This is a genomic window from Streptomyces sp. NPDC096040 (assembly GCF_040303265.1).
Classification (GTDB): domain Bacteria; phylum Actinomycetota; class Actinomycetes; order Streptomycetales; family Streptomycetaceae; genus Streptomyces.
The window spans coordinates 107,778-133,301 of sequence record NZ_JBEOTA010000023.1 but is presented as its reverse complement, the minus strand read 5'-3'; the positions used below and the strand labels follow the sequence as shown (position 1 = coordinate 133,301).

26 protein-coding genes and 2 pseudogenes are annotated in these 25,524 nt (G+C 72.0%); 9 read left to right on the top strand and 19 right to left on the bottom strand.

Annotated elements, in window-relative coordinates; translation table 11 throughout:
- Nucleotides 1-16: 16 nt before the first annotated feature.
- From ABTY98_RS29280 to ABTY98_RS29260, 5 genes are read right to left on the bottom strand one after another with little or no spacing between them, the layout of a single operon-like run.
- On the bottom strand, nucleotides 17-730 hold the full coding sequence (locus ABTY98_RS29280) for a VIT1/CCC1 transporter family protein (RefSeq protein ID WP_352224026.1): 714 nt from the start codon (nucleotides 728-730) through the stop codon (nucleotides 17-19).
- 45 nt (nucleotides 731-775) lie between these two features.
- On the bottom strand, nucleotides 776-2,002 hold the full coding sequence (locus ABTY98_RS29275; protein WP_352224025.1) for an amidohydrolase family protein: 1,227 nt from the start codon (nucleotides 2,000-2,002) through the stop codon (nucleotides 776-778).
- Nucleotides 1,999-3,285 carry an amidohydrolase family protein gene (locus ABTY98_RS29270; protein WP_352224024.1) on the bottom strand — a complete coding sequence of 429 codons (1,287 nt, stop codon included), beginning with the start codon at nucleotides 3,283-3,285 and terminating at the stop codon, nucleotides 1,999-2,001. The genes ABTY98_RS29275 and ABTY98_RS29270 overlap by 4 nt, the downstream gene beginning before the upstream one ends.
- Before the next feature lie 12 nt (nucleotides 3,286-3,297).
- Complete coding sequence (locus ABTY98_RS29265; RefSeq protein ID WP_352224023.1) at nucleotides 3,298-4,182, bottom strand: SDR family NAD(P)-dependent oxidoreductase; 885 nt, start codon at nucleotides 4,180-4,182, stop codon at nucleotides 3,298-3,300.
- Nucleotides 4,182-4,976 (bottom strand): acetoacetate decarboxylase family protein, encoded by a 795-nt coding sequence (locus ABTY98_RS29260; protein WP_352224021.1) that lies wholly within the window; start codon nucleotides 4,974-4,976, stop codon nucleotides 4,182-4,184. The genes ABTY98_RS29265 and ABTY98_RS29260 overlap by 1 nt, the downstream gene beginning before the upstream one ends.
- 215 nt (nucleotides 4,977-5,191) lie before the next feature.
- Here ABTY98_RS29260 and ABTY98_RS29255 point away from each other — a divergent pair, with 215 nt between their 5' ends.
- Entirely contained in the window at nucleotides 5,192-6,181 is a 990-nt protein-coding gene (locus ABTY98_RS29255; protein ID WP_352224020.1) for a DEDDh family exonuclease, read from the top strand.
- 441 nt (nucleotides 6,182-6,622) lie between these two features.
- A complete protein-coding gene (locus ABTY98_RS29250; protein ID WP_352224019.1) occupies nucleotides 6,623-7,156 on the top strand; it encodes a GNAT family N-acetyltransferase in 534 nt (177 codons plus the stop codon).
- A 253-nt stretch (nucleotides 7,157-7,409) separates the two neighbouring features.
- Here the strand turns inward: ABTY98_RS29250 and ABTY98_RS29245 are convergent.
- Nucleotides 7,410-7,724: pseudogene (locus ABTY98_RS29245) on the bottom strand (IS1380 family transposase); the annotation flags it as partial.
- Between the two features lie 101 nt (nucleotides 7,725-7,825).
- On the bottom strand, nucleotides 7,826-8,074 hold the full coding sequence (locus ABTY98_RS29240) for a metallothionein (RefSeq protein WP_352224018.1): 249 nt from the start codon (nucleotides 8,072-8,074) through the stop codon (nucleotides 7,826-7,828).
- A gap of 236 nt (nucleotides 8,075-8,310) precedes the next feature.
- Between ABTY98_RS29240 and ABTY98_RS29235 the strand changes: the two genes are divergently transcribed.
- The 4 genes from ABTY98_RS29235 to ABTY98_RS29220 all read left to right on the top strand — a co-directional run bounded on the left by ABTY98_RS29235 (nucleotide 8,311) and on the right by ABTY98_RS29220 (nucleotide 12,644).
- Nucleotides 8,311-9,108, top strand: coding sequence for an SURF1 family cytochrome oxidase biogenesis protein (locus ABTY98_RS29235; RefSeq protein ID WP_352224017.1), 798 nt, complete (start codon nucleotides 8,311-8,313; stop codon nucleotides 9,106-9,108).
- Between the two features lie 65 nt (nucleotides 9,109-9,173).
- Nucleotides 9,174-10,958 (top strand): glycoside hydrolase family 15 protein, encoded by a 1,785-nt coding sequence (locus tag ABTY98_RS29230; RefSeq protein ID WP_352224016.1) that lies wholly within the window; start codon nucleotides 9,174-9,176, stop codon nucleotides 10,956-10,958.
- 5 nt (nucleotides 10,959-10,963) lie between these two features.
- Nucleotides 10,964-11,719 (top strand): SDR family oxidoreductase, encoded by a 756-nt coding sequence (locus ABTY98_RS29225; RefSeq protein ID WP_352224015.1) that lies wholly within the window; start codon nucleotides 10,964-10,966, stop codon nucleotides 11,717-11,719.
- 148 nt (nucleotides 11,720-11,867) lie between these two features.
- Nucleotides 11,868-12,644, top strand: coding sequence for an SDR family oxidoreductase (locus ABTY98_RS29220; RefSeq protein ID WP_352224014.1), 777 nt, complete (start codon nucleotides 11,868-11,870; stop codon nucleotides 12,642-12,644).
- A 75-nt stretch (nucleotides 12,645-12,719) separates the two neighbouring features.
- Here the strand turns inward: ABTY98_RS29220 and ABTY98_RS29215 are convergent, their stop codons facing one another.
- The 5 genes from ABTY98_RS29215 to ABTY98_RS29195 form a co-directional block, all read right to left on the bottom strand.
- Nucleotides 12,720-13,616 carry a LysR family transcriptional regulator gene (locus ABTY98_RS29215; protein ID WP_352224055.1) on the bottom strand — a complete coding sequence of 299 codons (897 nt, stop codon included), beginning with the start codon at nucleotides 13,614-13,616 and terminating at the stop codon, nucleotides 12,720-12,722.
- Nucleotides 13,617-14,031: 415 nt separating this feature from the next.
- The gene (locus tag ABTY98_RS29210; protein WP_352224013.1) at nucleotides 14,032-14,181 is read right to left on the bottom strand and encodes a hypothetical protein; all 150 of its coding nucleotides are present in this window, start codon (nucleotides 14,179-14,181) and stop codon (nucleotides 14,032-14,034) included.
- Nucleotides 14,182-14,231: 50 nt separating this feature from the next.
- Nucleotides 14,232-14,810: an alkaline shock response membrane anchor protein AmaP gene (amaP, locus tag ABTY98_RS29205; protein ID WP_352224012.1), complete on the bottom strand. Its 579-nt coding sequence runs from the start codon at nucleotides 14,808-14,810 to the stop codon at nucleotides 14,232-14,234.
- 3 nt (nucleotides 14,811-14,813) lie between these two features.
- Nucleotides 14,814-15,422, bottom strand: coding sequence for a DUF6286 domain-containing protein (locus ABTY98_RS29200; protein ID WP_502994381.1), 609 nt, complete (start codon nucleotides 15,420-15,422; stop codon nucleotides 14,814-14,816).
- Complete coding sequence (locus tag ABTY98_RS29195; RefSeq protein ID WP_352224011.1) at nucleotides 15,419-15,778, bottom strand: hypothetical protein; 360 nt, start codon at nucleotides 15,776-15,778, stop codon at nucleotides 15,419-15,421. The genes ABTY98_RS29200 and ABTY98_RS29195 overlap by 4 nt, the downstream gene beginning before the upstream one ends.
- A gap of 110 nt (nucleotides 15,779-15,888) precedes the next feature.
- Here ABTY98_RS29195 and ABTY98_RS29190 point away from each other — a divergent pair, with 110 nt between their 5' ends.
- Nucleotides 15,889-16,110: a hypothetical protein gene (locus tag ABTY98_RS29190; RefSeq protein ID WP_352224010.1), complete on the top strand. Its 222-nt coding sequence runs from the start codon at nucleotides 15,889-15,891 to the stop codon at nucleotides 16,108-16,110.
- Nucleotides 16,111-16,149: 39 nt separating this feature from the next.
- On the opposite strand, the gene ABTY98_RS29185 is transcribed toward ABTY98_RS29190, so the two are convergent.
- From ABTY98_RS29185 to ABTY98_RS29170, 4 genes are all read right to left on the bottom strand, one after another.
- Nucleotides 16,150-16,953 carry an enoyl-CoA hydratase/isomerase family protein gene (locus ABTY98_RS29185; RefSeq protein ID WP_352224009.1) on the bottom strand — a complete coding sequence of 268 codons (804 nt, stop codon included), beginning with the start codon at nucleotides 16,951-16,953 and terminating at the stop codon, nucleotides 16,150-16,152.
- Between the two features lie 128 nt (nucleotides 16,954-17,081).
- Nucleotides 17,082-17,300, bottom strand: a complete 219-nt coding sequence (locus ABTY98_RS29180) for a helix-turn-helix domain-containing protein (RefSeq protein ID WP_046727957.1) — start codon at nucleotides 17,298-17,300, stop codon at nucleotides 17,082-17,084.
- A 390-nt stretch (nucleotides 17,301-17,690) separates the two neighbouring features.
- Nucleotides 17,691-19,289, bottom strand: a complete 1,599-nt coding sequence (locus tag ABTY98_RS29175; protein ID WP_352224007.1) for an ABC-F family ATP-binding cassette domain-containing protein — start codon at nucleotides 19,287-19,289, stop codon at nucleotides 17,691-17,693.
- Between the two features lie 92 nt (nucleotides 19,290-19,381).
- Entirely contained in the window at nucleotides 19,382-19,987 is a 606-nt protein-coding gene (locus ABTY98_RS29170) for a hypothetical protein (protein WP_352224006.1), read from the bottom strand.
- An 896-nt stretch (nucleotides 19,988-20,883) separates the two neighbouring features.
- On the opposite strand from ABTY98_RS29170, the pseudogene ABTY98_RS29165 reads away from it, so the two are divergent.
- Both ABTY98_RS29165 and ABTY98_RS29160 read left to right on the top strand, forming a co-directional pair.
- A pseudogene (locus ABTY98_RS29165) lies at nucleotides 20,884-21,198 on the top strand (neutral zinc metallopeptidase); the annotation flags it as partial.
- 127 nt (nucleotides 21,199-21,325) lie between these two features.
- A complete protein-coding gene (locus ABTY98_RS29160; RefSeq protein ID WP_352224005.1) occupies nucleotides 21,326-21,739 on the top strand; it encodes a VOC family protein in 414 nt (137 codons plus the stop codon).
- Between the two features lie 22 nt (nucleotides 21,740-21,761).
- Here ABTY98_RS29160 and ABTY98_RS29155 read toward each other — a convergent pair whose 3' ends face one another.
- The 3 genes from ABTY98_RS29155 to ABTY98_RS29145 all read right to left on the bottom strand — a co-directional run bounded on the left by ABTY98_RS29155 (nucleotide 21,762) and on the right by ABTY98_RS29145 (nucleotide 25,474).
- Nucleotides 21,762-23,150 carry a hypothetical protein gene (locus ABTY98_RS29155; RefSeq protein WP_352224004.1) on the bottom strand — a complete coding sequence of 463 codons (1,389 nt, stop codon included), beginning with the start codon at nucleotides 23,148-23,150 and terminating at the stop codon, nucleotides 21,762-21,764.
- Between the two features lie 341 nt (nucleotides 23,151-23,491).
- Nucleotides 23,492-24,619, bottom strand: a complete 1,128-nt coding sequence (locus ABTY98_RS29150; RefSeq protein WP_352224003.1) for an alpha/beta hydrolase family protein — start codon at nucleotides 24,617-24,619, stop codon at nucleotides 23,492-23,494.
- 120 nt (nucleotides 24,620-24,739) lie between these two features.
- On the bottom strand, nucleotides 24,740-25,474 hold the full coding sequence (locus ABTY98_RS29145; protein WP_352224002.1) for a class II aldolase/adducin family protein: 735 nt from the start codon (nucleotides 25,472-25,474) through the stop codon (nucleotides 24,740-24,742).
- Nucleotides 25,475-25,524 lie beyond the last annotated feature (50 nt).

The window sequence follows — 25,524 nt, the reverse complement described above, 5'->3', positions numbered from 1 at the left end:
CAACGGCCGGACGCCGCTAGACCCCCACCGCCCCCAGCAGGCTGCCCGCCGCATAGGTCACGCCCATGGCCAGCGCGCCGCCCACCATGTTCCGTACCATCGCCGGACCCACCGCCGCCGTCCCCAGCCGTGCGCTGCTCCATCCCGTCAGGACGAGCGCGGCCAGCACCGACCCCACGGTCACCGGAAGCCGCCAGTCAGCAGGTGGCAGCACGATCGCCAGCAGGGGCAGCAGCGCCCCGACCGTGAACGACAGGCAGCTCGCCAGTGCCGCGTTCCACGGGTTCGTCAGTTCGTCGGGGTCGATGCCCAGCTCCACGCTCGCGTGGGCCCTCAGCGCGTCCCGCTCGGTGAGCTGGACCGCCGCCTCCCGCGCCACCTCCCGGGACAGCCCGCGCCGCTCCAGCAGTTCGGTCAACTCCTCCAGTTCCTCCTCGGGCTGCTCCTTCAGCTCCCGTTTCTCCATCGCAAGGGCGGCCAGTTCCGAGTCGCGTTGGGTGGACACCGACACGTACTCCCCCGCCGCCATCGACATCGATCCGGCGAGCAGCCCCGCCAGGCCCGCTGTCAGCAGGGCGCCCCGGTCGTCGGTGGCGCCCGCGACGCCGACGACGATGCCCGCCGTCGACACGATGCCGTCGTTCGCGCCCAGTACGGCTGCCCGCAGCCAGTTCAGCCGGGAGCCGAGCGCTCCCCTGTGGGCCTCGTTGTCGTGCGTTGGTTCCATCACAGCAGGGAGGATCGCACCCCGGCCCCTGTGAGCCGAGTACCGACGTCACCAGACCCGTACCGAGGCCCCCCGTGCGAACACCGGACTCGTGGCGTCCGCCGGCGGCTCCCGCAGCGGCTCCGCGATCTCCGCCACCGTCGGCCCCACCTTGGCCGCGATCGGGTCCAGGAGGTCCAGGTCGAAGCCGTACACGCGGGCCGCGTTGCCGCCGAGCATCGCCGCGATCTCCTCGCGCGGGACGCCCGCGTAGGCGAAGCGCAGGCCCTCACGGGTGTAGGGGTACGTCCCCTCGTCGTGCGGGTAGTCGCTGCCCCACATGATCTTGTCCAGGCCGATGCGGTCGCGCAGCGGCACCTCGTGCGGGCGCATGAAGCTGGCGCCGACGAAGCAGTTGGAACGCCACACCTCGGACGGCGACTTGCCCATGCCCTCCGCCAGCCCCGCCCCGAACTTCGCCTCCGCGGTCGTCGCCGTCGTGGCCGCGGCCAGCAGACGGCCGTGGTAGTAGTCCAGCATGGCCAGGACCCCGGGGATCCAGCCGGAGCCCTGTTCGGTCAGGACCAGTTTCAGGTCAGGGTGGCGGCGGAAGGCGCCGCCGAAGACGAGGTGCCACAGCGCCCGGTGCGAGAACCAGGTCGTCTCGACCATGAAGACCGCGCGGGCGGCCGGTTCGTCGCCGAGCGGCGGGGATGCCGAGCCCGCGTGGTGGTTGACGGGGACGCCGAGTTCCGCGCAGAGGGCCCAGATCGGGTCGTACACGCGCGCGTGCAGTTCGGGCAGGCCCGAGCTCGGTGGCGTGCCGGGCAGCATGAGGCCGCCCTTCAGGCCCGCGTCCGCCGCCCGGCGGATCTCCTTGACGGCCTCGTCGACGTCGTTCAGGAGGATCTGGAAGACGCCCGCCCGGCGGCCCGGCGCGGCGGCGCAGAAGTCGGCCAGCCAGCGGTTGTGGGCGCGCAGGCCCGCCCAGCGCAGCTCGATCTCCGCACCCGTGGGCGCCGGGGCCATCAGGGAGCCGGACGGGAAGAACGGCGGAATGGTGTTCGGGAAGATCACCTCAGCGACGATCCCGTCCTGCTCCAGTTCCGCGAGCCGCCGCGCGGAGTTCCAGTTCCGGTCGGCCGAGTCGGAGAGCAGGTCCTCGTACGGGTTGACGTACGTCGCCGCCCAGACGTCGAAGTCGTCGTGGTAGCGCTTCTCCAGGTATGGCTTGTAGTCGAGGAGGTCCGCGCCCGCGTGGCAGTCGGCCGAGATCACCGTGTAGCGGTCGTTCACCGTGTCACCCCCAGAACCGGGAAGTCGTTGTCCGTCAGCCAGTGCCGGCCCACCTCGCGCGAACGCGCCCAGGAGGCCTCCACGGCCGTCTGGTCGGCCGGCTGGCCCAGGTCGGCGGGGGTGGGGCCGATACGGCGGGCCAGTGGCGTCAGGCGCGCCACGTCGAAGCCGAAGACCTCGGCCGCCGCCAGGCCGAGCATCCGGCGGGTCTCGGCCACCGGGATGTCGTGGAAGGTGCGGCGCAGCCACGCGCGCGTGTCGGGCCAGGTGCCTTCCGGGTGCGGGAAGTCGCTGCCCCAGAGGATGTTGTCGACACCGATCTCGTAGCGCTGGGCGAGTTCACGGCGTTTGGTGTTGGTGGCGCAGACGAAGACCTGCCGGTCCAGGTACTCGTGCGGCGGGCGCTTCAGCTCCTCGAAGGGGGACAGCTTCTTGCCGCCGTGCGCGCCGAGGTAGAGGCGGTCCATGAACCAGAGCAGGTTCGGCAGCCACCAGCAGCCCGACTCCGCCACGCCGAACCTGAGCCCGGGGTGGCGTTCGAAGACCCCCGACCAGAGCAGGAACCACAGCGGCCGGGCCGGCCACCAGGTCACCTCGCTGACGTAGATGCCGAGATGGTCACCGTACTCGTGGCGCGGCGCGGCTCCGGAGTGGGTGAGGACCGGCATCCCGCAGTCGGCGGCCGCCGCCCACACGGGGTCGTAACGGCGGTCGTGGTACGGCTCCCTGTCGACCCACATTGCGGGGATCATCAGCGCCCCGAGGCCGGTCTCCTTCGCGCGGTGCACCTCGGCGACGACGCGGTCCACCGGGGCCGTGACCGGCAACAGGGCTACCCCGCAGTGCCGTTCGGGGTGTTCGGAGACGAAGTCGGCCAGCCAGCGGTTGTGGGCCCGGGCGCCGGCCATGCCCAGCTCCGGGTCGTGGTCTCCGGACAGGCCGAGGCCCACCCCGAAGGGCGCGGCCGTCCGGCTGTCGACCGCGTCCGCGTCCGGGAAGACCACCTCCGCGGCCACCCCGTCGCCGTCCAGCTCCTTCAGGCGCTGCGCGCTGTCCCAGCCCCCGCGCAGACCCTCCTCGTTGTCCTGGAACCACTTGCTCGCGAACGCCTCGTTGCGGATGCCGAGCCGGGTCATCTCCTCCCGGCGGCGGTCCCGCCCGGCGAGGAACTCGTCGAAGTCCCGGTGGAACCGGGCGTCCAGATAGGGCCGGTACTCCTCGGTGGGCAGCCCGGCGTGGCAGTCGGAGGAGATGATCAGATACGGGTCGTCAAACGACGTCACGACAGCCCCCTGTCAGTCCAGGATGAAGCTTTCGAGGTACGACGGGTTCGCCCGGTCCAGCATCGAGCGCGCCCTCGCCCGGATCTGGGCGTCGCTGCGCTCGCTCTCCGGCAGCAGCCAGAAGCGGTCCGCGCGGATGCCGGCCACGACGAACTCCGCGACCTCCTCGACGGGCGTGAAGGCGGCCTCCTTGCCCGCCGCGCGCATCGCCGCCTCCCACTGGTCGAGGCTGCGGTACGGGGTCCTGCGCGGCCGCTGCTTGGCGTAGCGCTCGGGCCGGTTGCGGTGCGACTCCCACAGGCCCGTACGCAGCATGTGCGGCCCCGGGAAGAGCACCGAGGCGCCCACACGCGCGTGCTCCGCCCTGAGATGGGCGTACAGCGACTCGGTGAGCGTGACCACGGCCGCCTTGGTGACGGCGTACACGGAGGCCGTCGGCAGCGGCGCGATACCGCCGTCACCGGAGGATGTATTGACCACATGACCGGGTTGACCCGACTTGATCATCCTCGGCAGGAATGCCTGTACACCGTGGAAGACACCCCACACATTGACCTCGAACGCCCACTTCCAGTCGTTCGGTTCGTGCTCCCACATACGGCCCTCGGCGCCCGAGCCGACCCCGGCGTTGTTGCACAGGACGTGCACCGCGCCGTACGTGTCGTAGGCCGACTCGGCGAGTTCCAGGACCTGTTCGCGCACGCCGACGTCGACCACGCGCGTGTGCACGTCGGCGCCCTCCGCGCGGAGGTCAGCCGCGGCCTTGTCCAGGGCGGCCGGCTCCACGTCGGCGAGGACCACCTTCAGGCCCTCGGCGGCGAACCGCCGGGTCATCGCGAGTCCGATCCCGCTCGCCGCGCCGGTGACCACGGCGACCTGTCCGGCACGCAGTTCCATCAGGCCTCGCTCCCTTCCGGGGGCGCGTCGACCATCTGGCGCGGGTCGTCGTAGCGCTGGTGGACGTACGGCAACAAGGCCTGGGGATCGACGCGTTCGGCGATCCGGCCGCGCTGGTCGCTGGTCTTCTCGCCGAGGGTGATGTCCAGCAGGCGCAGCACCGGCAGGTCGGCGACCGGGTCGTACGCCGACTCACGGAGGATGACCTCCCCCGTCACCCGTTCCAGTCGGCGGACCTTCTCCTCGCGGACGCAGTGCACCAGCAGCGGGTCGCCGTCGAAGCCCGAACCATCCACCGCCGGAAGGAACTTGAAGTAGAAGTCGGTCTTCGGCGCGGGCTCGGGCAGCGGCAGCGGGCTGTCGACCGTGCCGCGCACCTCCACGAAGACGACACCGTGCCGGGCCAGCGCCGCGCGCACGAGGCCGCCCTCGCGCTCGACGGTCACCTCGCCGAGCTTCTTGGGCTCACCGAAGACCTCACGGCCGCCGGTGAGGGCGCGCTCATGAGTCATCGGCATCACCAGCGGATACCAGCCCTCGACCGTGCCGTGCGCGGCGGCGACCGCGAACGAGCCCGCGCCCAGCGGGTATCCGGGCAGCTGGACCTGGCTGATGTTGACGCGGACCACGGGGCGGCCGGTGGGCTTGAGCGGCGGCGGCAGCACCGCGGCGACCGAGTCCGGGTCGGTCTCCCAGACGGCCACCACGCCGGTGGACCACACGTCCGGAATCTTCGTGGTATGCGCGGCCGCGATCTCCGCCTCGGTCCGAGCGCCGTACCGTACGCGTGCCATCCGCCGTACCGCCTTCCCTCGCCCTTCCGTCGGCCGTCCGCCCGCCGCGCTGCCGCTGAGTCGGCGCCGCGTCAGCGGCGGGCGGGTGCACGGTCGCACCGGGCGGCGAAAAGGTCCATAGCCGCGCGAAGGGCAATCAGGACATGCGAACGGGTGGTGGCGGCGGGTGACCTGACGGACCGGACTGTCGGTCGGGGCCCGTATCCTCAATGACCATGCTCGAAGACCTGACGACCGCAGTGTCCCCCGGCACCCCGTGGCCGGCCGCGTATCCCCAGGGGTATGCGGTCGTCGACGTGGAGACCACCGGACTGGCCCGGGACGACCGGATAATCTCCGCGGCCGTCTACCGGCTGGACGGGCGCGGCGAGGTCGAGGACCACTGGTACACGCTGGTCAATCCCGAGCGCGACCCGGGTCCGGTGTGGATCCACGGTCTGACGAGCGAGACCCTCGAAGGGGCGCCGCTCTTCACCGACATCGCCGAGGAGTTCGCGGCCCGGCTCGACGGCCGGGTGCTGGTCGCGCACAACGCGGTCTTCGACTGGCAGATGATCGCGCGCGAGTACGCGCGCGCGAAGAGCGCGGCCCCGGTGAGGCAGCGGCTGTGCACGATCGCGCTCTCCAAGGAGCTGGGACTGCCGCTGCCCAACCACAAGCTGGAGACCCTGGCCGCGCACTTCGGTGTCGTACAGCGGCGGGCGCACCACGCGCTGGACGACGCGCGCGTACTGGCGGAGGCGTTCCGGCCCAGTCTGCGGGCCGCGGCGGCGGGCAACGTACGGCTGCCGCTCCTCGAGTGCCGGCCGCTGACGGAGTGGTCGGAGACGCCCCGGATCGGGCACCAGGCGAGCGGCGGCCACGGCGGTTACCGGCCGAACGGCTGGCGTCCGTCACGCAAGCGGCCGGCCTGCCCGTATCCGAACCCGGGGCGGTACGAGGACGGCAAGCCGCTCAAGCAGGGCATGCGGGTGGCGTTCTCCGGGGACACATCGATCGAGCGGGAGCTTCTGGAGGACCGGGCCGCCGAGGCCGGTCTGCATGTGTCGACGAGCATCTCGCGGCTCACCAGCCTGCTCGTCACCAACGACCCGGACTCGGGCACCTCGAAGGTGCTCAAGGCGCGCCAGTTCGGCACGCCGGTCGTCGACGAGGCGGCCTTCGGGCAGCTGCTGCGGGACGTGGCGCCGGCGTCGCAGAAGTGACCCCGCCGCGAAGCCGTACGGACGGGTGATTGCCGTGCGACTCGCCCGGCGCCCGCTCGCCCGCGCGGAGACGGCCGCCCACCGTGAGGCGCGTGGCGAAATGGCTGTCGGGGCCTGCTGGACGCGAACTCGGAGTTGCGATCCTTGGTCGCCCCGGGGAGGCGACCGCCACCGCGCCGTCAACGGCGGAAGCACCCGCCCCCTGACCGAACCCATGCCACTGCGGTCACCCCTACGACCGCCGGAACCGTCCCGCTCCCACCAGCGGAGCACCACGGAGACATCGACACCGTCGAGGTCCCCGGACTTCACCCCGCCGAGCCCTGGTGATTCACCCGTCACGCTGCGTAGTGCGGGCGGCCTGGTGCCTTGTCTCCCGGAGCGGCAGCACCGGAAGCGCCGATTACCGACGAGGCCGTTGCATTCGGCAGGATGAGCGCCATGACCGAGATCCGTACACCCCGCCTCCTCCTCCGTCGCTGGCATGACGACGACCTCCCGCCGATGGCGGACATCAACGCGGACCCACAGGTCATGCGCTGGATCGACGACGGCTCGGTGCGCGATCTGGACGACACGGCAGAGGCCATCGAGCGGTGGGAGGAGGAGTGGGACGAGGAAGGCTTCGGGCTCTTTGCTGTCGAGCTGCTCGCTTCGGGTGAGCTGGCCGGTTTCACGGGTCTTTCGGTGCCCGAGTTCCTGCCGGAGGTACTGCCCGCCGTGGCGATCAGCTGGCGGCTCGGCTCACAGTTCTGGGGTCAGGGATACGCATCCGAAGCCGCCCACGCCACGCTGGAGTTCGCGCTCCAGGACCGCGGCCTCGACCGCGTCATCAGCATCAGCCGAATGGGTGACGACGCCTCCGAGAACGTCATCCGCAAGCTCGGCATGGTGCCGGAGCGAGAGACGGTGCACCCGGTGTACGGCTATCCGCTGCACGTTCACACCATCGATCTCACCGAGTTCCAGGCGTGAACCAGTTCTGCCGGTGGGTCGTGTGCAGGACCGAGTTGATGCCGGCGTGGGGGCTGCGCGGTGCGATAGGGAGTGTCATATCGGGATAGTGGCCGTCCATCGAGAGCCGAACGAGATTGAAGATTGCAGTCGTCGGCTGGAATGTCGAAATCGCCGCGCACGGGGATGGTCGTCCCCGCGGGGTAGGCCTTCCCGTAGCCCGGTTGTCGCGGTGTGCGCCGGGTTCCAGCTGGGCGGCGGCGGAGAGTTCTGCGGCGGTGTTCAGGAGGGGGAGGTTGCGCAGGCCCGTGGCGAGGGCCCGTGCCAAGGACCGCATCCGCGCCGCACGCGGTGGCGCAGTTCGAGGGTGGCGCTCGCCTCGCCCGCGGTGTTGGTGGCGCAGCAGGTCAAGCGCATGCCGTCGGCGTCGGTGAAGCGCAACCGGGCACTGGGGGCGGTCGTTCCTTGCGTACGATCAGTCGCGTGACCAGGGCCGGCCGGTCGGGCAGTCTCCGGCCAGTTCGGCGGCCCAGGCGCCGTCGCGGAGTTCGCCGTCGAGTTCCACCGTCGGCGTTGTTCCGGTAAGCGGATCGCTCCGGTGCCTGCGCCGGCGGCAGACCGCGAAGCGTCCTAGCGAGGCGGGATTCCCTACAGCACTTCGCGGAACGCGGTCCAGGGCAACGGTCCCGGCTATGCGGCGGAGCCAACCTTGCCCACAATGCCGACCTTGCCCTCCGCGCGCGAGCAGTGAGCGCCGCAGTACCAGTGACCCTCGACCTCGACACCCTGGCCGATGATCTGCACCCGGCAGTGCTCACAGATCGGGGCCATACGGTGAATCGCACAAGCGAACGAATCGAAGACATGGCGTGCCCCGTCCCGGGTCTCGACGGTGAACGCCAGCTCGTAATCGTTCCCACACACTTCGCAACGAGTCATAAGCCACATCGTCAGTGCCCGGGCTGACCCTCGCAAGCCGACAGTGCTCCGCCGACCACGCCGTGATGGCGCCTGAAGCAGGCACGGGGGAGGGACAAGGGACGGGAGTACGCCACCTCCACGCACTCGGCACTGGCGCCCGCGCCCGCGCGTCGCCCGCGTCTGACCGGGCACCGACCCGTACCGATCCGGTACCCGCCCGATCGCGCCCCACGACCGGGTTGTACGGTCGTGGGGTGTACCGCTTCCTGTTGTCCCGGCAGTGGGTGATCCTCACCCTGATCTCGCTGCTCCTCATCCCCACGATGATCCGGCTTGGGTTCTGGCAGAAGCACCGGTACGAGGAGCGCAGCGCCCGTAACGCACTGGTGGCCGAGGCGCTCAACGCCAAGCCGGTGCCGGTGGAGCAGGTGACCGAGCCGGGGCACGGGGTGACCCGCAAGGAGCGGTACCACACCGTCACCGCGACCGGGACCTTCGACACCGCCGACGAGGTCGTCGTCCGCCGCCGCACCAACTCCGACGACGAGGTCGGCTACCACGTCCTCACCCCCTTCGTGCTGGCCGACGGCAAGGTGCTGCTGGTCAACCGGGGCTGGATCTCCTCGGACGGCCCGAGCCAGACCGCGTTCCCCAAGGTCCCGGCCCCGCCGGGCGGCCAGGTCACCATCCAGGGCCGGCTGATGCCCGACGAGACCACCGCGGCGAGCGGCATCAAGGACATCAAGGGGCTGCCCGCCCGGCAGATCATGCTGATCAACAGCGAGGAGCAGGCGCGCCGGCTCGGCAAGCAGGTGCTGGGCGGCTACATCCAGCAGACCGCGCCCGAGCCCAAGGGCGCCACGCCGGAACAGATCTCCGACCCGGGCAAGGAAGACGCCCCGCTGAACTACGCGTACATGATCCAGTGGTGGCTGTTCGCCGCGGGTGTCCCCTACGGCTGGTACGTGCTGGTCCGCCGTGAGGCCCGCGCCCGTGAGGAGGCCGCGAAGGAGCAGCCCGCGGCGGAGGCGGAACCGGCGGCCGCCGTCTGAGCGCCGGGTCACTCCCCCGGCGCATCCCCTGATTGGCCCACCGGCGCGCCGGGAAACCGGAGTCCGTGGACCGACGTATCGAGGACTACGCCCTCATCGGCGACGAACAGACCGCGGCGCTGGTCGGTCGGGACGGCTCCGTCGACTGGCTGTGCCTGCCCCGGTTCGACTCGGCGGCCTGCTTCGCCAGGCTCCTGGGCGACGAGGACAACGGCCACTGGCGGATCGCCCCCAAGGACGCCACCACGTGCACCCGGCGCGTCTACCGGCCCGACACACTGGTCCTCGACACCGAGTGGGAGACCGCCGAGGGCGCGGTCCGCGTCACCGACCTGATGCCCCAACGCGAGCACGCGCCCGACCTGGTACGCATCGTCGAGGGCGTCAGCGGCCGAGTCACCGTGCACAGCACGCTCCGCCTCCGCTTCGACTACGGCTCGGTCATCCCGTGGATGCGCCGCTCGGGCGGCAACCGGGTCGCCGTAGCCGGTCCTGACTCGGTGTGGCTGCGCAGCGAACCGTCCGTACGGACGTGGGGCGAGGACTTCGGCACGCACTCGGAGTTCACCGTCTCGGAAGGCGAACGGGTCGCGTTCGTGCTCACCTGGCACCCCTCGCACGAGCGGCGGCCGCCGCTCGTGGACCCGTACGAGGCGCTGCGCTCCAGCGTCACCGGCTGGCGGCGCTGGGCCGCCCGCTGCACCTACGAAGGCCCTCACCGGGAGGCGGTGATGCGCTCCCTGATCACTCTCAAGGCGCTCACCTACGCGCCGACCGGCGGTATCGTCGCCGCCGCTACCAGCTCGCTGCCCGAGGAGCTGGGCGGGGTGCGCAACTGGGACTACCGCTTCTGCTGGCTGCGCGACTCCACCCTCACCCTCGGCGCCCTGCTGTCGGCCGGCTACCACAGGGAGGCCGAGGCCTGGCGCGACTGGCTGGTGCGCGCGGTCGCCGGTGACCCGGCGGACCTGCGGATCATGTACGGTCTCGCGGGCGAGCGCCGGCTGCCCGAGTTCGAACTGCCCTGGCTGCCCGGCTTCGCCGGCTCGGCGCCGGTACGCATCGGCAACGGCGCAGTCGACCAGCTCCAGCTGGACGTGTACGGCGAGGTCATGGACTCGCTGTCGCTGGCCCGCAACGCCGGTCTACCCACCAAGCCGCACATGTGGGCCATCCAGTACTCGCTGATGAGGTTCCTGGAGAAGATCTGGCGTCAGCCGGACGAGGGTCTGTGGGAGGTGCGCGGCGGCCGTCGGCAGTTCGTGCACTCCAAGGTGCTGGTGTGGGTGGCCGCGGACCGCGCGGTGCGGACCCTGGAGGAGCACGCGGAGCTGGAGGGCGAACTGGAGGGCTGGCGCAAGCTCCGCGACGAGGTGCACCGGGAGGTGTGCGAGAAGGGGTACGACCCGAAGCGCAACACCTTCACCCAGTACTACGGCTCGCGCGAACTCGACGCCGCCCTGCTGCTGATCCCCCGTTTCGGCTTCCTGCCGGCGGACGACCCGCGGGTGATCGGCACGGTGGACGCGATCCGCGACGACCTGGGCCACGGCGGCTTCGTGCGCCGCTACGACACCGACGCGATCGGCGTCGACGGGATGCCCGGCGGCGAGGGCGCCTTCCTGGCCTGCTCGTTCTGGCTGGCCGACGCGCTCCACATGACGGGCCGTACCGACGAGGCGAAGGAACTGTTCGAACGGCTGGTGGGACTCGTCAACGACGTGGGACTGCTCTCCGAGGAGTACGAACCGGAGCTCGGACGCCAGCTGGGCAACTTCCCGCAGGCGTTCAGCCATATCGGGCTGGTGAACACCGCCCTCACACTGTTCGGTGGCGACGGGGCAGGATAGGGACCATGGATCTTGGGCTGAAGGACCGGGTGTACGTCGTCACCGGAGCGACCCGCGGGCTGGGCAACGCGACCGCGCGCGAGCTGGTCGCCGACGGGGCGAAGGTGGTGGTGACCGGACGGGACGAGGAGCGGGTCGCCGCGGCGGTGGCCGAGCTGGGGCCGAACGCGGCGGGTGTCGCCGTCGACAACGCGGACGCGGATGCGCCGGAGCGGGTGATCTCGGCGGCGCGTGAGCACTTCGGGCGTTTCGACGGCATCCTGCTGAGTGTGGGTGGACCCCCGGCCGGGTTTCTCGCCGACAACACGGACGAACAGTGGCAGAGCGCGTTCGAGTCGGTGTTCCTGGGCGCGGTACGGCTCGCGCGTGCGGCAGCGGCCGAGCTGGGGGGCAGCGGTGTCATCGGGTTCGTGCTGTCCGGGTCGGTGTACGAGCCGATTCCCGGGCTGACGATCTCGAACGCGCTGCGGCCGGGGCTCGCCGGGTTCGCCAAGTCGCTGGCGGACGAGTTGGGGCCGCGCGGGATCCGGGTGCTGGGGCTGCTGCCGGCGCGGATCGACACGGACCGGGTACGGGAGCTGGACGCGCTGTCGGCCGACCCCGAGGCCACGCGGATGGAGAACGAGTCCCGGATTCCGCTGCGACGGTACGGGAGGCCGGAGGAGTTCGGGCGGGTGGGCGCGTTTCTGCTGTCGCCGGCGGCGTCCTATCTGACCGGAATCATGGTGCCTGTCGACGGGGGTATGCGGCACGGGTTCTGACGGATGGCATAGGGATTCCCTATAGGGCCTGCTGATAATTCGTCTTTGCCTCCGGTTCTTTTCCGTACGTACCGTGAAACCGCTCGACGAGGTGCTCACCTCGATTTCTCTGTCGAGCGGACCGATACGTATGGAAAGGACCGGTGGCATGGCCACAATCGAGAACGGATCGGGAACGCGAGAACTCACGGGAAAGCGGGCCCTGGTCACGGGTGGTTCCCGCGGAATCGGCGCGGCTGTGGTGCGCCGGCTCCTGGACGCGGGCGCCGAAGTGCTCACGACCGCCAGGTCGGCGACGAGCACGGTGCCGGAGGGCGCCGCCTTCGTGGCGGCCGACGTGCGGACCCGGGCCGGCGCCGAGGCGCTCGCCGAGGCCGCTCGGGAGGTGCTCGGCGGGGTGGACGTCCTGGTCCACAACGCGGGTGGGGCGCGACCGTACGAGGGCAGCTCGGCCATCCCCGACGAGGAGTGGCAGGACGCGCTGGACCTGAACTTCCTGGCGTCGGTGCGGCTGGACTCGCTGCTGGTACCGGGCATGCGGGAACGGCGTTCGGGGGTGATCGTGCATGTCTCCTCGGCCGCGGTACTCACCCCGCCGGCACCGTTCCTGCACTACACGGCGGCGAAGGCGGCGCTGGAGAACTACAGCCGGGGACTGGCCCTGGAACAGGCCCCGTTCGGAATCCGGGTCAACACCGTGACTCCGGGCCGGGTCGCCACCCCCGGCGGTGAGGAAACGCGGGAGCAGTGGGCGCGTCTGGGTCTGGCGCCGAGCCGGACCAACGCCGACGACACCCCGCCGCTCGGGCGCGACGGTCGGCCCGACGACATCGCCCAGGCGGTGCTGTTCCTCGCGTCCGGCCGGGCGAGCTGGCTGACCGGGAGCAGTCTCGTCGTGGACGGCGGTGAGTTCCCCAGGCGGTGACCCCCACGGAATTCGAATTCTGGAACACCGCTTTCGGCAAAAGGAATTCAGCGTAGCCCGTTTGTTTCCCGGCCGTCAGGACACCGGTGCTGAGGAAGCGGACTCGGACCAGTTCTCCTTGCGCAGGAGTTCGAGCAGGGCCGTCTCCGCCGGGCCCGGGCCCGGCTGGAGCACGGCGATGACGGGTTGGGACACGGCAGGGAACACCGGGCGCGCGAGGTGCTCGTGACCGTGGGGCACCGCGGAGGCCGGGACGAGCGTCACCCCCAGGCCGTGGGCGGCCCAGCGCACGGCCGTCGCCGTCTGGGACACGCGGGCGGCCGTGGTCGGGGTCAGATCGTTGTCCCGGACCACGTTGAGCAGCACGCCGTCGAGCGCGCTGTCGCGGTCGAACCGCACCCAGGGTTCCCCCTTCAGTTCGCGCAGCTCGACCCGGTCCGCGGCGAGCTGCCGGTGACCGGCGCCCAGCACCACGACGAACTCCTCGTCGCCGAGGTGGTGGGCGTCGGTGGGGGTCCGCTCGCACGCCGCCATCAAGGCGAGGTTCACCACGCCCCGGCGGCACAGCCGCTCCAGCTCGGCGGAGCTCGGCTCCTCGAAGACGGTGATCTCCAGCCGGGGGAAACGGCGGCGCAGCGCGCCCAGCGCGGCCGGCAGCTGCCGCGTGCCGAAGCCCATCTGCACCGAGACCACCAACTCCCCCACCAGTTCATCGGCACCGGCCCGCGCCGTCGCCCGCGCCCGCCGCGACGCGCTCACCGCGACCTCCGCCTCCCGCAGGAACGCGCGGCCGACCACCGTGGGCACCAGTCCGGTCGGCGTGCGGGCGAAGAGTTCCACGCCGAGTTCCCGCTCCAGGCCGCGGATCTGCTGGGACACCGACGGTTGCGCGACGCGCAGCCGCTCCGCAGCCGCCGTCACCGAACCCTCCTCGGCGACGGCCAGGGCGTACTCGAACTGACGGAGGCTCATCGGCTGCCGTCCCCTTCCCGTTGTCATCGTGGCAACGGCAAGCAACCCGGTTCCGCCGGTGAAGATTCCCTGGGCACGGCGACGGTCTCGGCACGGCCGGTCCGCCTCCGAAAACCGGTCTCCCTCCGCCTGAGAACCTTCAGGCTGAACATGCCGTGCGAGCCGAAGAGCTTCGGTGGTGACTTCGGCGTCGACCTGTGCCGGTGTTCTGTCGCCGTACTCGAGGAGGTCGTACTCGTCGTCCAGTTCGGCGAGCCGCGCGGCCAGGGGCAGCGCATGCCCGAAGCGCTGGTGGATCCGGAAGTCCAGCTCGCGTGGCGTCAGCTCGCCGGCCGGCATCCGGACGGCGAGTGCCCGTGCGGCGGCTTCCTGTCCGGCGACAGTGCCCACCGGGTGGAGGGTGAGGCCCAGTTCCTCAAGTGCTGGGGGGGAGCAGGTCCGGAACGTCGTAATCGGTCTCGGCACGGGTGCAGGCGGCGAGGATGCGCAGGGCGGGGCTGTCGAGTCCGGCGACGAGCGCGTCGCAGGCGGCGCTGACGACGTCGTCGGCACCGATCTCCCCCATGCGCCAGAGGGCGGCACTGTCCTGCAGAGCGTTCGCTGCCGGCCTGTGTCTCAAGTGACCCTCTCCGCACGGTGTTTCACCGAGGTCAGTCGGACCTCTGCCGGGAGTTTCTTCAGGGCTGCCGAGTCCCGGGCGTGGGCCAGGGCGTGCGTGGTGAGGTCGTCCAGGGCCTCGCGTGGTGGCACGTCCGGATCCAGCTGGAGCCGCACCCGTACCTCCGGAGCCGTCCGCCTGCCCCGCAGTACCGCCTGGGCGTGGGCGACGCCCTGCTGCTGGGCCGCGTCGGTCGCCAGGACCGTCTCCAGGGCCCTGCCGCGCAGCAGCGCGCTCTCGCCGTCACCGGTGTCCACCAGGACCTCGGTCAGCCGACGGCGGCGCAGTTGTGCGGTCAGCCACCAGAGGGACAGCAGGAGCAGGACCACCAGGGCGGCCAGGACCGTCGGCCACCACCAGCCCGCGTGACGCCAGTGGGTGCGTTCGGCGGTGGTGAGGAGGACGTCGTGACGGCCGTCGTGGATCCACCAGGAGGGGGCCGGGGCGCCGAGCCCGACGGCCAGGACCGCGCCGCCCAGGGCGAGGAGCACCAGGCCCGCCAGACCGATCAGTACGCGGTTGATCGCCGTGAGCATCGCTCATCCCTTCCGGCCGGGACGGATGACGTGCAGCGTCAGCCTGGGCGGGCGGGCCAGGCCCAGGCCGTGGATGGCGTCGGTGAGTGCCGCGTCCAGGTCGGCCTGCACCTCGTCGAGTTCACGGAAGTGGGAGACGGCGAGGACATGGGCGCGGGAGCGGTGCAGTCGTACGCGTACCCGGCGTATGCCCGAGATCGCCATGGCCCGGTCGCGCAACACCATCGCGGCCGCGTCGCGACGCAGCCCGGCGCGGACGTCGGGGTGGGTGCGGCGCATCGGCAGGACGTCCCGCAGGCCGGGTGTGACGGCGAGGGCCAGCAGCCACACGCCCAGGGCGGCGGCGATGCCCGCGCCCACCAGGACCCACGTGCCGTCGAGGGGCTGCTGCGCGAGTTGCCGGGCCAGTTCGCGGCGCCAGTGCATCGCGGGGTGGTGGGCCCGTACGGCCGCGATGTCGTACAGGAAGGCGGCCGCCGTCACCAGGAGCAGGACGGCGACCAGGGCCGCGGGCCCGCGGCGCGGCGACCAGAAGCGAGCCTCGTGGCCGGCCGGGGGCGGCGCGGCCTCGGGTGGCCTTTCGATGACCTGTGTCTGCTCGGCGCTCATCATGCCCTCCCCTGGGTCCGGCCCGGGTGCAGCCGTTCGACGTGGACGACGACCTCCCGCACCTCCGTGTCCACCAACGCGCCTACCCGCTCGACCACATGCCGACGCACGGCCGCGCACCGGGCTCCGATGTCGGACGGATGGTCCAGTTCGAGGTGGACGCGGACCCGGGCGATGTCGTGGTGGACCGCCACCGTGGCGTGCGAGGGTACGGCGTCCTTCGGAAGGGGGCCGAGGACCTCGCGGGCCGCCTGCGCCGCGGTCTTCGCCACCACCCGGGCGGCGACCGGGACGGCCCCGCGCTCGCCGGGCGCCACGGCGGTCGCGGGCCTGCGTGTCTCACTGCCGGCGGTGGGCATGGCCGACGGTCACGCCGGTCGTCTCGGCGGCGGACCGGGCGGAGCCGGAGGTCGTACGTCCGCCTCGGCCGCCGTCGGTCCGGGACGGCCCCGATCCTTACGGCGCACGGGTGACGGCGGCGCCGGCGGTGCCGGAGGTGGCGCGGGTGAGGGGGGCGCTGCGCCGGGAGGTGCGCTTCGAGGCCGCGTCGCCGCGCCGGCATGTGCGGGTCGAGGTGGCGCTGACCTACGGCCCACCGGCCGTGGAGGTGGCCCTGCGGGTCCGTACGGCGGTCGGCGTGGAGCTGGACGGTCAGCCGACGGTGGCCGTCCTTGTCACAGGCATCGGCTGAAGCGCCCCTTCAGGGGCGGGGCCGAGGGGCCGTGTCGATCTACTCGCCCACTCCCGCGAGGTCCCGCAGCCGCCGGGCCTGTGCCTGCCGCTCGGCGGCGCGCTGCTCGTCGTACGACCGATCTCCCGCACCCCGAAGCAGCGCCTTGGTCTCCACCACCGCGTCCCGTGGCGCGGCCAGCAGCGCCGCGGCCAGGTCGCCCGCCGCGGCGTCGAGTTCGGCGCCCGGCACCGCGAGGTTCGCGAGCCCCGACGCCACCGCCTCCTCGGCCTGAACGAACCGCCCGGTCGCGCAGATCTCCAGCGCGCGGGCATAGCCGACGAGGGAGACCAGCGGATGTGTACCCGTGAGGTCGGGCACCAGGCCCAGGTTGGTCTCGCGCATGGCGAACTGCACGTCGTCCGCGACGACGCGCAGGTCACAGGCGAGGGCCAGTTGGAAGCCGGCCCCGATGGCGTGGCCCTGCACGGCGGCGATCGACACGATGTCGGTGCGCCGCCACCAGGTGAACGCCTCCTGGAATTCGGCGATGGTCGCGTCGAGCCCGGCGTCGTCACGGCGCGCGAGTTCGATGAAGGTCGGCTCCCCCGGGATCCCTTCCGGCGAGAACATCTGCCGGTCGAGGCCCGCGGAGAAGGACTGGCCCTCACCGCGCAGCACGACAACCCGGACCGACCCCGGCAGCGACCGTCCGGCCTCCGCCAACGCCCGCCACAGTGCGGGGCTCTGGGCGTTGCGCTTGGCCGGGTTGGTCAGCGTCACCGTGGCGAGCGCGTCGTCGACGGTGAGCCTTACGCCGTCCTTGTCGAGAACAGGAGCGAGGTCCTGGTCGGGCGAAGCCATGGGGCGCCTCCGATGTGTGCGGTCATCACGCATTGCCGAACGACATGCTAAGTGACTGCACAGTAACCACCCGGTCGATCAGTCGACCGACCGGGTGGCCACCATCGAAGCCGATGGCCCGCCCGGGGTCAGGACGCGGCTTTCTTGCCCCGCGTCGCCCCGCCACGCCCACGCAGCGTGACACCCGACTCGCTGAGCATCCGGTGGACGAAGCCATACGAGCGGCCGGTTTCCTCGGCCAGTGCCCGAATGCTCGCACCGGAGTCGTACTTCTTCTTCAGGTCTGCCGCGAGCTTGTCGCGCGCGGCGCCGGTTACCCGGCTGCCCTTCTTCAGAGTCTCGGCCACCCGTGCCTCCTCATGGGAAGTGCGCTCTGGTCCCCTCATGATCACCCCTCCGGGGCGCGATGGCCACCCATTCGGCAAGGTCCGTGAGACATCGTTGTGACGACAGGAGCGCATCCCCACAAGTGGAATCTGTGATTCTGGCAGGGGTTGCCCATGGGGCCGAACGGGTTCTTCCGTGAAGTGCCAGGTCAGGCACGGGAAGCGGCCGACCCCTTGTCGACAAAGGGATCGGCCGCGAAATCGGTGCAGGACACACCTCGATACGAGGAGATCTCACACAGATGATGGATCACCGATAAGCCGAATGATCCATAGCCAGTGGATCAGGCATTCGATCAAGCGAGGACGACAGAGGACGACAACAGCGACAAGAGCCGACGAGGCCGGTTCTCAGGCGAGGGCGACCAGGTCCGCGTAGTCGGTGCCCCACAGGTCCTCGACACCGTCGGGGAGCAGGATGATCCGCTCGGGCTGGAGCGCCTCCACGGCGCCCTCGTCGTGGGTGACGAGGACGACCGCGCCCTTGTAGGTCCGCAGGGCGCCGAGGATCTCCTCGCGGCTGGCGGGGTCGAGGTTGTTGGTGGGCTCGTCCAGGAGCAGGACGTTCGCCGAGGAGACGACCAGGGTGGCGAGGGCGAGCCGGGTCTTCTCACCGCCGGAGAGGACACCGGCCGGCTTGTCGACGTCGTCGCCGGAGAACAGGAACGAGCCCAGCACCTTGCGGACCTCGACGAGGTCCATGTCGGGGGCGGACGAGCGCATGTTCTCCAGGACCGTGCGGTCCGGGTCCAGGGTCTCGTGCTCCTGGGCGTAGTAACCGAGCTTGAGGCCGTGGCCCTCGATCACCTCGCCGGTGTCGGGCGTCTCGACCCCGCCGAGCAGCCGCAGCAGCGTGGTCTTGCCGGCGCCGTTGAGCCCGAGGATGACCACCCGTGAGCCCTTGTCGATGGCCAGGTCGACGTCGGTGAAGATCTCCAGCGAGCCGTACGACTTCGACAGGCCCTCGGCGGTCAGCGGGGTCTTGCCGCAGGGCGCGGGGTCCGGGAAGCGGAGCTTGGCGACCTTGTCGGAGACGCGGACGGCGTCCAGACCGGCCAGCAGCTTGTCCGCGCGACGGGCCATGTTCTGCGCGGCGACCGTCTTGGTGGCCTTGGCGCGCATCTTGTCGGCCTGCGAGTGCAGCGCGGCCGCCTTCTTCTCGGCGTTGGCGCGCTCGCGCTTGCGGCGCTTCTCGTCGGCCTCGCGCTGCTGCTGGTAGAGCTTCCAGCCCATGTTGTAGACGTCGATCTGGGAGCGGTTGGCGTCCAGGTAGAAGACCTTGTTGACGACCGTCTCGACCAGGTCCACGTCGTGGGAGATCACGATGAAGCCGCCGCGGTAGGTCTTCAGGTAGTCGCGCAGCCAGACGATCGAGTCGGCGTCGAGGTGGTTGGTCGGCTCGTCCAGCAGGAGCGTGTCCGCGTCCGAGAACAGGATCCGGGCCAGCTCGATACGCCGGCGCTGACCACCGGAGAGCGTGTGCAGGGGCTGGCCCAGCACCCGGTCGGGCAGGTTGAGCGCGGCGGCGATGGTGGCGGCCTCGGCCTCGGCGGAGTACCCGCCCTTGGTGAGGAACTCGGTCTCCTGGCGCTCGTACTGCCGAAGCGCCTTCTCCCGGGTGGCGCCCTGGCCGTTGGCGATGCGCTGCTCGTTGTCACGCATCTTGCGGATCAGTACGTCGAGGCCGCGCGCGGAGAGGATGCGGTCGCGGGCGAGGACGTCGAGGTCGCCGGTACGGGGGTCCTGCGGGAGGTAGCCGACCTCGCCGGAGCGGGTGACGGTGCCTCCGGCGGGGATGCCGTCACCGGCCAGGACCTTGGTGAGGGTGGTCTTGCCTGCGCCGTTGCGGCCGACCAGGCCGATGCGGTCGCCCTTGGCGACGCGGAAGGTGGCGTTCTCGATGAGGACGCGCGCACCGGCGCGCAGCTCGATACCGGAGGCGGAGATCACGGACAGACTCCAGGGCGTACGGGATTTGACGGGTGGGCGGCTGAGGACGTTCCCGCCGTCTAATGCGCGAGGAGAATGGCCATGGGCCAAGTCTAACGGGGCGGCGCAAGCGCTTTTTCTGCGTGCGGGTGTTCGGGGCGGGTGCCGGGGAGGTCGTTGCCGAGGGGTGTGCGGTGCGGGACGATTCGGCCCAGGTCGTCCACGGCGATGAGCTGCGCGGTCCAGGCGCCGTGGGCGCAAGGCTGGGCGACCAGCAGGGCGGGGCCGTGACGTACGGCACGTTCGGGGCGGAACGCGCAGCCCGCGCGGGCGGGCAGCACCCAACGAAGGTCGCCGTCGGCGGTGCGGTACGCGGCGATGCGGGCCGGGGTGACGACCGCGAGCATGCCGCGGCCGAGGGAGCGCAGGACACCGGTGCCGCCCTGGCGCCGGAGCCAGCCGGTGGCGGCGGGCAGGGCGCGGTGCCAGCGCACGGAACGGCCGTCGGTGTCGGTGACGAGCCCGTCGTCCCAGACGGCGATCGCATGCCCGTGCGCGGGCAGCACGCTGAGCGGACGCCGCCCCGCGCGCGCGTATCGCCACCGCAGGGTCCGCCCGTCATACGCCTCGACCACCGCGCCACTCGCGCGTGCGCTGTGCGCGGCAGGACCGGGGGTGAGGTGGTCGCCGTAGGGGGCCGGACGGATCCGCTGCCCCATACATAGGAGGGCGCCGGCCAGGAGAAGGACGAGGGTGATGGGGAGGAGGTGGTGGGTGGGGGGTTTGCGTGGGAGGGGGGTCGGAGGGTGCTGTTCGGCGGGAGCCGCCAACGGACCGAGCGCGCGGGGGCCGCGGGCCGCGGGTTCCCGGTCCCGGGAGCCACCGGGAGGGGGGACCGGATTCTGGGGGCTGCCAGGAGGAGGGGCTGAGGCCCGGAGGCGACCGGGAAGGGCGACTGGGGCCCGGAGACGACCGGCTGGAGGGATCGGGGGCCGGAGGCCACCGGGAAGGGGGATCGGGTTCTGGGGGCCACCGGGCGGAGGGACCGGGTGCCGGAGGCCACCGGCGGGAGGAACGGGGTTCCGGAGGCCCCCGGGAAGGGGGGCCGGGGCCCAGAGCCGACCTGCAGCGGGGGTCTGGTCCCGGGGGACGCCCACCACAGGGACCGGGGCGCGAACGCCACCCGCACAAGACGCCCCGTCCCCAAGACCGCCAACCACCGGGACCGGGGCCCGAACGCCGTCCGCAGAAGACGCCTCGTCCCGAAGACCGTCCGCGGCTCGGGCCTCGACGCGGAAGCCGACGGGAGCGGAGACTCCGGCCCGGAGACCGTCCGCAGCGGGGACCCGGGCCCGGAGACCGACCGGAGCGGAGACTGCCGCCCGGAGACCGTCCGCGCGGGCCTCGTCCCGGAAGCCGCCCACCACAGGGACCGGGGCGCGAACGCCGCTCGCAGAAGACACCCCGTCCCCAAGACCGCCAACCAAAGGCACCGGGGCCCGAACGCCGTCCGCAGAAGACGCCTCGTCCCGAAGAGTGTCCGCAGCGGGGGGCTCGTCCGGGAAGCCGTCGGCTGCGGGCGGCGGCGGTGTCTTGAAGGTTCCGGTGGCGGGCGGTGGGGTTCTCCCGTGTGGCAGAACGGGCACCGCTCCCCCCTTCGGCGCCCGCTCGGGCGCCCTCGTCCCATGGATCAGGCGCAGAGCGTAGCCATGCCAGCGAGGCGGGGGCGGGCGTGACGCGGGGGCGGGGCGGGACGTCGCCCGATCGGGCGTTCGTCGGGACGGTGGCGGTGGTCAACAGCGTGCAGGACTTCTGGAAGCAGGAGTTCCAGCAGCGCCGGGGCACCTACACGAACGCCCCGGCGGTCTTCTACAGCGGCCGGGTCGGCACCGCGTGCGGTACGGCGACCTCGGCGGTCGGGCCGTTCTACGGGATGAGCCACTGAGCCGCCGACCTGCACCGGCGGCGCGGGCCGGGGGCGTTGTCAGTGCCGGGTGCAAGACTGTGGAGCCGGAACGACGGCTTTCGGGGGACCGGCACACAAGGGAGTGATCGGCATGGCAGGCACGACCGGCGGACGGCCGAGCATCTATCCGTCGCTGCTGTACGCGGACGCGAAGGCGGCGATCAAGCAACTGACGGAGGCCTTCGGCTTCACCGAGCTGTCGGTGTACGAGGCCGAGGACGGCATGGTGCTGCACGCCGAGCTGGTGCAGGGCAACGGCGCGATCATGCTGGGTTCCAAGGGCCGCGGCGGCCGTTTCGACGCGGCGATGGAGGGCGCGGGCCCGACCGGCGTGTACATCGTCGTGGACGACGTCGACGCACACCACCAGCGGGCCGTGGACCATGGCGCCGAGATCCTGATGCCCCCGACGGACCAGGACTACGGCTCGCGGGACTACATGGCCCGGGATGTCGAGGGCAATATCTGGAGCTTCGGTACGTACGCCCCGGAGATAGCGGCCTGACCCACCCGACCCGCTCCTGCCGTCAGCCGCCGGTGTGCACCTGGAAGGCGGCCCGGCGGACGGCTTTGGCCAGCGCCGGGTCGGGGTGGGCGGCGGCGAGGGCGACCAGGACCTGCACGGTGCGCGGATGCCCGACGGCCCGCACCTCGTCGAGCAGCGCGGGGACGGTGGGCTGCAGCGCCGACTCCAGATGACGGACCAGCAGCGGTGCCTCGCCGTGGTCGGCGACCGCGGCGGCCGTGTCCACCCAGAGCCAGGTGGCCTCTTCGCGGGTGAGCACCTCGTGGGCGTCCTCCGGGTCGATCCCGTCGTGCTCGGCCAGCCACAGCAGGGCGTACGGCCGCAGGGTGGGCTCGTCGACGACCGCGCGGACGTCCGGTTCGGCGGGGGCGCCGACCACGCGCAGTGCCTCGAAGGCGAGGCCGCGCAGCAGGGCGTCCTCGCCGCGGGCGGCGGCGACGAGTTCGGCGACGGCGCTGCCGACGGGGCGGGCGGCGAGCCAGGCGCGGTACTCGGCGCGGGCCGCGTTGGGGCGGAGCTGGGCGCAGCCGCGCAGCATCTCCTCGGCGGCGACCTCGATGTTCCCGGCGGGGCTCTGCGCGGCCACGCAGATCTGCTCCAGCTTGACCCAGACCGCCCAGTTGCCCAGCGGGGTGAGCGTGGCCTGGCCGGCGCCGTAGGTCAGCGCGCCGACGGAGGCGAGCGCGTGCAGGGCCCAGTCGAGGAGGGGAGCGAGCTCCGCGTCCTCGGCGGGGGCTGGGTCCTCGGCCGGTGCACGGTCCGCCGGGTCGGTGCGGGCGGCGGGCAGGGCGGCGACGGGAACGGCGGACCCGGACCCGGTCTCCGTCCCGTAGGGGACCTCGCAGCGCTCGGTGCGCAGTTCGGTGACCCGCTGCCGGAGCAGGTCCAGGAGCTGCTCGACCGGGACGGGACCGGCGGACAACTGGAGGAAGGAGAGCACCTGGGGCATGGCCGAGACGACCTCGGCGACGGCGGCGGCCTCGAACTCCGGGGGCTCCGGATGGGCGAGCGACCAGGCGTCGAAGAGAGCGACCCAGCCCCGCAGTACGGCACTGTCGTCGCGGTCCCAGGCGCGCAGGCGCCAGCCGGGGCGCGCGCTGTCCCCGTGCACCTCGACCAGGCCGGCGAGCCGGGCGGTGTCCCAATCGGCGCGGATCTGAGCCACGGTCAGGCCCAGATCGCCTGCCGCGCGTTCGGCGGACGCCTCGGAGAGAGTGGCCTTGCCGTCGGCGGTCGCGCCGTCGCTGCCCGGACCGAGGGCCGTGTCGGCCCAGTGGGCGACTCGGGCCGCTCCGGCCAGCCCGGACCGCGCCATTCTGGCCAGTTCGGCGGGGGCCGGGGTGCCCTCGGGGGGGCGGGGTGCGGGGCGGCGCGCGGGCCGCTGGTTCATCGCTCGGGGGGCGGCGGCCAGGGGTCGCGTTCGGACGAGTCGAAGCCTTGAGTCGCGCGGGATACGGGACGTCACGGGTGCAGTCTTCCGGTTGACGGTCCGAAAACCCAAACGGAATGTCACGGCGGGCGACGGGGCTGGCCAACGCACGGGGCCCGAGGGGAGGCGAGGAGGCATGTTCAGGCCAGTGGTACGGCCTTAAACGGAACCTGCGGCACCGACTGGAATCGGGGCCTCCGGCCTGTGTCGGGGTGGGGCGTGGAAAGGGATACACATGAGGGCAACATCACATCAAGAACGCCATGGCACCCAAGAGGGGATATCAGCTGATATCGCGGCCATCACATCAAGGGCGTGAGGAATCGGCGCAGCCGCTCCTCGTACTGATTGGGGTCGGCGTTCCACATGGCTCCGTGCGGGGCGTCCGGCACGGTGTGCAGGGCGATGCGGTCGGGGCGCCGGGCGGCGAGTCGGCGGGAGTACGTCCAGGGGGCCACCGTGTCGTCCGGGCCGTGGACGATCAGGGTGGGCACGGTGGGCTGCTCCGGGTCGACGGGGGCGCCGACGTGGTCGGCGTGCAGGCCGGCGCGGCCCTGGGCGGCACGCACCGCGAGCGGCAGTAGCGGCTCGGGGGTGTGCCGGGCCCTGGCGAGGGCGCGCAGGGTGGCCTCCCAGTTGAGCACCGGCGAGTCCAGGACCAGCCCGGAGACGCGCTCGCGCAGCGCCGAGTGGGCGGCGGCGCGCAGCGCCATGGTGGCGCCGGTGGACCAGCCGTACAGCACGACGCGGCGGGCTCCGTAGCGGACGGCGTAGCGGATCGCCGCGTCCAGGTCGCGCCACTCGCTCTCGCCCAGGTGGTTCAGGCCGTCACGGGGGCGCGGGGCGCCGAGGTCGCCGCGGTAGGCGAGGGCGAGCACGGGCAGGCGCCGGCCGTGCAGGAACGGCATGACGTTCATGGGGAGCTCGCGGGTGGTGCCGAGGCCGTGCACCGCGATCACCCAGGTGTCCCGGTAGCCGGGCACGAACCAGGCGGGCAGCGACCCGAGTTCGCCGGGTATGTCGATGTCGGCGTGGTCCAGGCCCAGTGCCGCGCGCGGGTTGCCGATGTGGACGTTGGGGGTGAGCCAGACCCTGTCGCCGGGTTCGAGGGTGCCGTGGGTCACGCGTTCCAGCCGCCGTACGACGGTGTCGGCGGTGTGCGCGACGGACTCCAGGACGGCGCCGACGACCGCGTGCGAGCCGTTGCCGGCCAGGCCGTAGGTGCCGGGGCGCAGCGAGGCGAGGTCCCGGGTGAGGGCGATGCGGCCGACCGCGGTGCCGTGCACGGTGAGCCGGGGCTCGGTGGGCAGGGGGCGCCCCGGCGGCGCCTTCAGCGCGGCGTCACTGGCCAACCGCCCCGCGGCCACGCCGGCCACGCCGGCGGCGAGTACGGCACCGACGGCTGCGGCCGTGACTTTGACTGGGCGCACCTGTCCAGTGTCGGGGCGGACTTCGGCGACGGCCAGCGGGGGCAGGGGAAACATGAGCCGCCTTGGGGTGTGGGAGGAGCTTCCGACAGGGGCGTCCGGGTTCCCTGTCAGCCGCCGGTCTCACCCCGTCCGCCGGCCGTACCCCCGCAGCAGCTCCCCCACCTCCGCCACCTGTGCCGGTGACAGCAGGCTCGGGGTCAGGCCGGGGACGGCGGACGCCGTCAGCCACAGGTGGCACATCCACTCCAGCTGGGCCGTGCGGTCGTAGGCCTGGGTCAGGGTGGAGCCGTAGGTGATCGTGCCGTGGTTCTGGAGGAGGCAGCCAGAGCGGTCCGTCAAGGCGCGGAGCATGTTCTCGGCCAACTCCTCGGTGCCGTATGTCGCATACGGGGCAACCCGGACGGCGCCGCCGAGCGCGGCGGTCATGTAGTGGATCGCCGGAAGCTCGGGGACGAGTGTCGAGACGGCCGTCGCGTGCACGGCGTGGGTGTGCACGACAGCGCCCGCGTCCGTGCTGCCGTAGATCGCGAGATGCATCGGCAGTTCGCTGGTCGGGACCAGTGTGCCGAGGACCCGGCGGCCGGCGAGGTCGACGCCCGTCACGTCGTCGGGGGTGAGCCGGTCGTACGGCACGCCCGACGGTGTGACCAGCACGGTGTCGCCGACGCGGACGGAGACGTTGCCGGAGGTGCCGACGACCAGTCCGTCGGTCACGGTGCGGCGGGCCGTGGCGACGAGTTCCCGCCAGGCGCGCGCCTCCTCCGCGCGTACATCCCGCCTTCGCGGCTCCGACACACCCTGTGCGCCGCCGCGCCCATCCCGTCCGTCACGCTCGTCCCGCCGTTGCTCAGCCATGGCCCGATCCTGTCAGGCAGCACCCCAACCGGCTTGTACGGCAGGGCACT